2 protein-coding genes and 1 pseudogene are annotated in these 3521 nt (G+C 54.5%); 1 reads left to right on the top strand and 2 read right to left on the bottom strand.

Annotated features, from left to right (window positions below):
* The first annotated feature begins 887 nt into the window (after window positions 1–887).
* Window positions 888–1262 carry a DMT family transporter gene (locus AC0YKC_RS33865; RefSeq protein WP_488514225.1) on the top strand — a complete coding sequence of 125 codons (375 nt, stop codon included), beginning with the start codon at window positions 888–890 and terminating at the stop codon, window positions 1260–1262.
* Between the two features lie 669 nt (window positions 1263–1931).
* Here the strand turns inward: AC0YKC_RS33865 and AC0YKC_RS33860 are convergent.
* Window positions 1932–2252, bottom strand: a pseudogene (locus tag AC0YKC_RS33860) (transposase); the annotation flags it as partial.
* Between the two features lie 156 nt (window positions 2253–2408).
* Window positions 2409–2813 carry a hypothetical protein gene (locus AC0YKC_RS33855; RefSeq protein WP_488514224.1) on the bottom strand — a complete coding sequence of 135 codons (405 nt, stop codon included), beginning with the start codon at window positions 2811–2813 and terminating at the stop codon, window positions 2409–2411.
* Window positions 2814–3521 lie beyond the last annotated feature (708 nt).

Raw genomic sequence — 3521 nt, 5'->3', positions numbered from 1 at the left:
CCACCCGGCGATAATCACTGTCTTCATGCCTGTCTTGAAGACTGGCATCAGCGTCGTCCCGGTCCATCCACCCGCGCTCCTCGCAAGTCAGGTGGCAAATCTCGCTAATGCATAGCCCCCAGGCAAGATGGGGTGATCGTGACGCTCACACTTGGTCCCGCTGGCGGAAATTTCGGTACTTCCGCATTGTGCGACCTTCTTTGTTGCGGCCGCTCTCGCGGCACGGCTGCGTCGACCCGGCATCGTGTTTCAGCGCACGCTTTAGGGGCAGTCCAGTGCTGAGCTGAGGGTTAGATAGGGCCTTCATCATAAGGAGCAGCGTCTGGCGCGCAGCAGGCTGTCACGCTGACCGGTACCCGCCGCGCGACCTCCTTTCTGCCTGCTTGACATTGCCAGCGTCAAGCAATGGCGCGCTCATTGGCAAATTCGACCAAAGAGCAGATTCCCGGTGCTTAGCGCATTCATCCAACCGACAAGGATACCTGTGTCGGAAATCAAACAGTGTCGGATACAGGACAGAGCGGTCGTAGAGCTATCATGCCGGCAAGAACTACTTTTACCTTTTGGCATGGAACGTGCGCGCATCAATGTCTGAGGCAGTTAAGCCGTGTGAACCATTTAACATAGACCTGACGGTTGACACGTGCCCCAAGGAGAGATTGGGCGTCAATTTTGTGCGGGACCGAAAGGCAGATCAATCTGCGCGAATGGAGTCGACCACCATCGCAGTGAACTTGGAAACGCTCAGCCGCCTCATTCTCTTAGCCCTCTACCAGTTGTTGAGGTAGAAGGGGAGATCTAACAAGGTACCCCTTGGCAAAAGGCAGAGCAACACACGATAAACCGTCGGCAAAGGAGCAGAGCGCTATGTTTTGGATGCGCACGAAATGAATAAATTATTTCTATTTACCGTTCTGGTAGCAGGTTTGAATTCTGGTCTTGGAAGTATATCTCTAAAATGGAGTCAGGAATCGCTGCCGCCAGACGCAGTGTTTGTTGAAAAGTTCATCTCAATAGGTTTTATTTGTGGGGTAATATGCTACGGAACCAATATAGTTTTGTACGCAAAGGCCCTTGACTCGATGGAAGTCTCGGTCGCGTATCCGATTTTGGCCGGTTCAGGCTTTGCAATGCTGACGGTTGCATCGTATTATCTTTTCGGGGAAACTTTGCATTTGTCCAAGTGGATCGGCCTCTGTCTTGTCTTATCCGGTATAATTTTACTAGCCCAAGAAAAGTCAAACGGGTATTCACTCGAGTAAGCGGACGTAGTGTCACCCGAGAGGTTGCAGCGCCTCCTTTCGTATTCATTTGGTGCGTCGAAGCGTTTCTATTTTCTTCACCTTGGGCCGGAGTTCGACGGCAAAAAAGGAGCGACCCGGACTTCGCGCAATGAACGGTGGCATGTGATCGTGCGGCGGGTGTCGGAGCTTTCTGAGTGATACATCGTCGCTTGAGGACGGTCGTTCGTCGTTCCGTTGGGGCACCAACACCGAGTCAAACGGGTTCTAATTGTCATTCGGGCCACACCGCGTTCAGCAAACTCGATTTCGCTGCCGTGCACGAGTTGGGGGCGCTCCGACGAGGCCGATACGGTCGCAAGTAACGCCATCCGACTATTCGTGTCGAGTTAGTGGAAACAGCGACATTGGCTTATTATCCGATCCCTTGTTCTGACCGTCTAAACCTCTGGAAAACCATCACAAGACTTTTCGTTCGGCTCGCATAAAATTGGTGCGGGTTTTGCTATTCTTCGGTGCGAGCTGACAATGGCATATCAAGTTGGACAGATCGATTTACCGCGGCTCGGCAAGGCGGACAAACGGGCGCGGTTGGCCGAATCTGACTCTATGACAAGGCTTTCGCCCCTTGCCTGGGTGGATGGCCGATTGATTTCGGCATCGCGGCGGCGTTTTGCGCCGCCTTCGCCGTCATGCGGGCGCAGTTGGCCCCTCGTGCCAGTCAAAGCGGGTGAGATTGTAGGCAAGGTTGGCGATGCCGATCTTGGTCCTGGCGCGGGCGATGCCGATGGCGCGCACGAACAGGCCCATGCAGGATTTCTGCTGTGCGAAGACGTGTTCGACGAATGCGCGGGTTTTTGATCTCCGCCCATTGGCTCGCGACGTCGCCTCGCTCATGGGCCGACCCTTCGGTTTCTTCTGGTGGATGTCAGAGACATAGTCGTTCTTCTCCAGCCACTGCTCGTTCTTTTTCGAGCGATAGGCCGTGTCGGCCCATACCGTCGAGCCGGTGTATGCGCTTTATGCGCGCCGTCTCGACATAGTGTTGATAGCCCGATATTTGTAAGAGAGACCCGCAATCCCCTTAGCTTGGCAAGACGCATGGTCTCGATGCCGGGCGAATTGGGTGTCGATGAAGACGATGTGCTGGCTCATAATGCCTCCTTCTCAACCGACACGCATCGCAAGATCAGGCTGTATGAAGTCGATGCGGATAGTGGCGCCCGCCTGCCGGCCGATTCGATCTATGGCGTTCACGATGTTTTCGATAAGGTCTTTAAGAACATCACCGGTTTTTCGCCCTTTCCGATCGCGACTAAATTTTCCTAGCAGAAGCAAAGCGCAAATCTTATCTGGCCTGGCGCAGAAGACCAAGGCACCTTCATTCGAGAATTGCTGCGCCAGAAACGCATCGTCAGATGCGATGCCGGAAAGCAACTCATAGGCCTGACGTAGCCTAGGCCGAATTGTAGCGTAGTCTTCCGAGGTTTCGATCTCGCCAGCAAGGGATAGATAAGGCAACTTTGTGGATGTCCGTAGCCAGACTTCAGTTCCGTCAGCTTTAAGAAACATGGTGATTCCATCCTGCGCCTTCGAGTTCAGAATCGGGCGGTAGCGTGGGCTTTGGCCTCGTAGCCCAACGATGAGGATCTCCTGCCCCGAGGTCGCCAAAGCGCGGCGAGCTTATTTTGGGAGGTGCGGACTTGCTGATGCCCGTTGCCGCAGAATACGATCAGACTCAGACCTGACATGCGCTGCCTTCCTTGTTTCCATTCGTCGCAGCTGCCCGCAACATGGACGTCGGTCGGCAGTTCTCGCCGCCTCGCGTGGAGGCGCATCAAAACTCGTGCCAATTTGGCTGGCAGAGCCGAGGAAGGCTTTTTGATTGCTTTTCGGCTATTTAGCCGAGCCAAGACGGGTAATTGGCAGAACAAGTTTCGCGTAGCGGACCCGACAAAAGGCGACACAAGGCGCTAGCTGGCATGACTTACGCGGAGCCCCGGCACCTTGTCGTCCAGCATGAGCATGGCTATTGAGAAAACGAACCAATCAAAGGTAAAGCGACGACTGCCTGCCATTCAACAACGGTGATCTCGACCATCGATTTCCAGGTTGAGTTTGCCGGTCGATAGTGAGCGTCACGATCACCCCATCTTGCCTGGGGGCTATGCATTAGCGAGATTTGCCACCTGACTTGCGAGGAGCGCGGGTGGATGGACCGGGACGACGCTGATGCCAGTCTTCAAGACAGGCATGAAGACAGTGATTATCGCCGGGTGG

This window comes from Mesorhizobium sp. CNPSo 4661 (assembly GCF_057784215.1).
This window is presented reverse-complemented; position numbering and strand designations above follow the sequence as displayed.